Raw genomic sequence first — 4,899 nt, forward strand, 5'->3', positions numbered from 1 at the left:
TGTCAGGCGTCAGGTGCCTGGAACTGCTTTTAAACTCGTCTGTTATGCATAACAAAATGTCTTCCTTTATGCAAAACCTTGTGTTGGGCCGCGAAAGTGATGTTGTCCGCAGCGGCAGCAAGGTTTATTCTCCGGAGGCGGTTTCGTTAATGACCATGCATGCGGCAAAAGGTCTTGAATTTCCCATAGTATTTATTTGCGGCGTAAACGACGGCATGATTCCTCTAAGGAACAGCAACCCCGACTTTGATATTGACGAAGAGAGACGGCTTTTCTATGTCGGGATGACCAGGGCAAGGGATGAGCTCATACTTTTGACGTCCCGTACTCCATCTCCTTTTACTGCCGACATATCTGAAGAGCAGCTTATCAGAGAGAAGACTTTTACGCAAAAGAAAATGCCTCAATACAAGCAAGTCAGCCTTTTTGACTAATTAGTCGGTTATAAATAGATATTTGAAAGAATCCTGATATGCAAAGTGGTATATTGTTTAGAATAAGGAAGAAATTCAAAACAACATCAGGTTATAATAAGAATTATTGCATATGAAGCGCTGATATCAAAGCCAGCGCTTCGTCAATGGTCACGGCTACACCGGCCGCCTTTTCATTTCCGCCTTCTTGCCAGCTTATGCTGCCAAAAACCACTCCCACAACCTGACCGTTCATATTGAACACAGGGCTGCCGCTGTTGCCCGGATAAATGGGGGCGTCGATACTGAATATTTTGCCCTGCATATCCTTTACTCTCAGGTACTGTCCGACATTTCCTTCAACCATTATGCTGTTAAGCGCCAATGGATTTCCCACCAACTTGATTTTATCACCCGGAGCGGGTGGTGTTGTTGTACCGACAGGTACCGCCGGAAGTCCTTCCGCCTCTAAAACAATTACCGCCAAGTCGGATTCCGGCTTGCTCGACCAGCGCGCGGCTTTATACACTTTTCCGTCAGGAAACGTTATAGTCATATTTAAGGTGTCCTCAATTACATGGTGATTTGTTATTATTACTCCGCTTGGATCGATATTGAACCCGGTGCCGGTTTTTTGCTCTACGGCGATAGAAGCGCCTTGACTGCGGGAAAGCACGTTGATTAGCACCACAGCCTGCGCCAGATCGGTACTGGTGTCATTCTTAAGCTGGTAGGATTTGCTGACAAGCTCAGCCAGAGGAATCTTTTGATCGGGCCACGACGTAGCAACAACCAGCCCGATAAACGCCAGGACAGTAATCAGAGCCACCAGGCGCAGCAACGGGGAACGCCGGTTTGGAGCTTCCTCGAAATCTTCCGTTGGTGAGCCGGTTCCATCTTCTAAATTTTCTTCTAATAACGGATCGTTTTTATCCATTGATTAACCACTCGCTTTTAAAAGTTTGCCGGCTATGCAAGATATGCTTGTATGATCACACTATAACAAAAAAAACAGGGGAGGGACAGAATTTATAATATCACTGAAGAAAACTATGTTATACTGAAATTGTCTTATTTTCTTGAAAATGAGAGGAGAAAATTGTGATGACATACCTTGTTGTTGTTTTTTTAATTGGCTTTCTGATCACTGCTCATGAGCTGGGACATTTTCTTGCGGCGCGCTGGTTGAAAGTGCCTATTGCCCGGTTTTCGATTGGTTTTGGCCCCAAGTTGTGGGGATGCAAAAGAGGAGATACTGAATATTGGCTGTCGTTGATCCCCATAGGGGGATATGTGCTGCCTGAAATCGAAGATGAAGCCGAATTTTTTCAAATCCCCATATATAAGAGACTGATATTTTCACTTGGCGGTCCGGTTGCAAACATAATCCTCATTTTGTTTTTCTTCGGGATAATGAATGTTATGGCTTCGGGTTTTTCATTAAACGGTATTTTTATTAAACCATTTTTACAGACGTCGGGTTTATTGGTGAATTTTATAATCGCAATTCCAACCTTGTTCTCCAATTCCGAACAACTCTCCGGCGTTGTTGGAATTGTCGTAGGGGGCGGACAGTATGTAGGTGTAGATGTGCTGAGAATATTGGATTTTTCAATTATTCTAAGTCTTAACCTGGCTGTGCTGAATTTGCTGCCAATTCCCGCTTTAGACGGTGGGAAAATTATATTGTACCTGCTGGAAAAAATTCACCCGAAGTTTTTACGGCTGCATGTTCCACTCGCCTTAGTCGGCTGGGTGTTTTTAATTGGTCTTATGGTTTATGCCACAGTGCTTGATGTCGGGAGATATGTTCCAGGGATCTAATGATATATGATTCTGTGTAATTGGAATAGAGCAATGGTTTTGGAGCAATGAGTCAGGCGTGAGTCGGAGAATCGTCCCCTGCCCCGCTCCTGACTCGGAATCCCTGATTCGGAGTTACAGCCCGGAAAAATCAAGGGTGGCAAAGTAGTCTTCGACTGTTTCGGCCCGCCTGATCATTTTCACGCTTCCGTCGGTTTGCAGCAACAGCTCGGCCGGCCGCAGCTTGCCGTTGTAGTTGAATCCCATGGCGTGTCCGTGTGCGCCGGTGTCATGAATGATCAGAATATCACCGACCTCAATTGCCGGCAGCTTGCGATCAATGGCAAATTTGTCGTTGTTTTCACATAGTGAGCCAGTAACATCATAAATATGATCGTGCGGCTGGTCCTCTTTGCCGACTACCGTGATGTGATGATACGCGCCGTAAATGCCGGGACGCATGAGATCGGCCATGCAGGCGTCCAGTCCGACGTAATTTTTATAAATCTTCTTTTTGTGCAGCACTGTAGAAACCAGACACCCGTAAGGTCCGGTGATCATCCGGCCGCTTTCCATGGTCAGTTTCAAAGGGTGCAGGCCGTTGGAAACGATCTTTTCCTCGTAAACACGTCTGATGCCCTTGCTTAAATAGGCCAGGTCGACTGCCTTTTCCTCCGGACGGTATGGTATGCCGATACCACCGCCAAAGTTTACCATCTCCATGCGAATACCCAGTGAACGATATATTTCCACGACCAGATCGAACATCATGCTGGCAGTTTCAATAAAAAAGTTGGGATCCAACTGATTCGAAATAATCATGGTGTGCAGCCCAAAGCGCTTGACCCCTTTGGCTTGAACGATCCTGTAAGCATCCATTAGCTGTTCCATGGTGAGGCCGTATTTGGATTCCTCCGGATTGCCGATAATGGAGTTGCCGCCGGACCGGAGCGGCCCGGGATTATAACGGAAGGATAGCAGCTCCGGCAGACCGGCGTGCTTATCCAGGTATTCAATATGGGTGATATCGTCAAGGTTTATTACCGCGCCGAGTCTCCTGGCCAGGCGGTATTCTTGAAAAGGTGTGTCATTCGAGGTAAACATGATTTCCTCACCTAGAATGCCGGATTTTTCAGCCAGGATCAACTCCGCCAGAGAACTGCAATCTGCGCCAAGACCTTCCTCGTGTAAGAGCTTTAAGATAAACGGGTTGGGTGTGGCTTTTACGGCGAAATATTCCTTAAATACCGGCGCCCAGGCGAACTCCGTCACCAATTCACGGGCATTGGCCCGGATAGCTGCTTCATCGTATATATGAAATGGGGTTGGATAACGTGCGATAATCTCGCTTAGCTGCTCCTTGGAAAAAGGTATATTTTTTGCTGGCATTTGTGCTCCTCCAAATTTCGACTTATTGATAGATTATAAAGTTGATAAGCCCATTCGCGCAAGACTAATAAGGGAATTATTTAGAAAAACCATTTAATTTTCTGAAGGAATAATACTACTGACAGTAGAAAAGAGCTTGACGAAAATATCTGTCATGCCGGGGGTATCCTAAATATTAGAACTGTTGACTTTTACCCCCTGATTTTTAGAAACGTGGTGATTTGGGTTGTCTAAATACATTGGGCAAGAATCAAAAAAAGCAGGTCTTAGTCCCGGGACTCTGGTTCATATCGGCGAGGAGAGAAAAGAAGAAATAAAAATAACGCTGTTTGAGTATCATGAACAGAGTTTTCAGGAAAAACAAATTGAGACCGTTGACGAGTGCGAGCTGTATAAAGACAGTCCGGCCGTGACATGGATAAATGTTGACGGTATTCATCAGGTCGAGGTAATAGAAAAAATAGGTAAATGCTTTGGGCTTCATCCTTTGCTTTTGGAAGATATCTTAAATACCGGCCATCGTCCTAAAATGGAAGATTTCGGTGACTACATTTATATTATTCTGAAGATGTTGTTTTTTGACAGCAAAAGCAAAAGTGTGGTTACCGAACAGATCAGTATCATCCTTGGTCCGAATTATGTCCTTTCCTTCCAGGAAAGAGAAGGAGAAATATTTAATCAGCTTAAGGAGCGGATCAGGAGTGGATTGGGCCGCATAAGAAAAATGGGGGCGGATTATCTTTTTTATGCCTTGGTAGACTCGATAGTCGACAACTATTTTGTGGTGCTGGAAGAACTGGGAGAAAAAATTGAATTTCTGGAAGAAAGACTGGTGACAAATCCGTCACCAGTCACTTTAAAGTCAATTCATCGGTTAAAGACAGACATGCTATTTCTCAGTAAGTCGGTTTGGCCTTTAAGAGAGGTGATTGGCGGGCTGGAAAGAGGAGATACGCCGCTGATTAAGGAATCCACCGGGATTTATCTCAGGGATGTTTATGATCATACGATTCAGGTGATTGACACTATAGAGACATACCGTGACATGATTACCGGGATGTTGGACATCTACCTTTCGAGTATCAATAATAGAATAAGTGAAGTGATGAAAGTATTGACGATCATCACGACTATATTTATTCCCCTTACCTTCATCGCAGGGGTATATGGAATGAATTTCGCATATATGCCGGAGCTGCAGTGGCGTTGGAGCTATCCCGTGGTTTTGTCGGTCATGGTTATTATTGGAATATTAATGGGGGTTTATTTTAAGCGGAGGAAATGGTTGTAAAAT

Annotated in this window: 5 protein-coding genes; 3 read left to right on the forward strand and 2 right to left on the reverse strand. The window is 44.7% G+C overall.

What is annotated here, in order from left to right; genetic code table 11:
* On the forward strand, positions 1-434 hold a 434-nt coding region (locus A4E54_RS10345; RefSeq protein WP_286726057.1), incomplete at its 5' end, for a 3'-5' exonuclease.
* A 103-nt stretch (positions 435-537) separates the two neighbouring features.
* Here the strand turns inward: A4E54_RS10345 and A4E54_RS10350 are convergent.
* A complete protein-coding gene (locus A4E54_RS10350; RefSeq protein ID WP_240082535.1) occupies positions 538-1,350 on the reverse strand; it encodes a S1C family serine protease in 813 nt (270 codons plus the stop codon).
* Between the two features lie 167 nt (positions 1,351-1,517).
* Here A4E54_RS10350 and A4E54_RS10355 point away from each other — a divergent pair, with 167 nt between their 5' ends.
* Positions 1,518-2,237: a site-2 protease family protein gene (locus tag A4E54_RS10355; RefSeq protein ID WP_240082679.1), complete on the forward strand. Its 720-nt coding sequence runs from the start codon at positions 1,518-1,520 to the stop codon at positions 2,235-2,237.
* Between the two features lie 114 nt (positions 2,238-2,351).
* Here A4E54_RS10355 and A4E54_RS10360 read toward each other — a convergent pair whose 3' ends face one another.
* The gene (locus A4E54_RS10360) at positions 2,352-3,605 is read right to left on the reverse strand and encodes a diaminopimelate decarboxylase family protein (RefSeq protein WP_240082534.1); all 1,254 of its coding nucleotides are present in this window, start codon (positions 3,603-3,605) and stop codon (positions 2,352-2,354) included.
* 226 nt (positions 3,606-3,831) lie between these two features.
* Between A4E54_RS10360 and corA the strand changes: the two genes are divergently transcribed.
* Entirely contained in the window at positions 3,832-4,896 is a 1,065-nt protein-coding gene (gene corA / locus A4E54_RS10365; RefSeq protein WP_240082533.1) for a magnesium/cobalt transporter CorA, read from the forward strand.
* Positions 4,897-4,899: the final 3 nt, after the last annotated feature.

It is taken from the genome of Pelotomaculum sp. PtaB.Bin117 (assembly GCF_002067195.1).
Classification (GTDB): domain Bacteria; phylum Bacillota; class Desulfotomaculia; order Desulfotomaculales; family Pelotomaculaceae; genus Pelotomaculum_D; species Pelotomaculum_D terephthalicicum.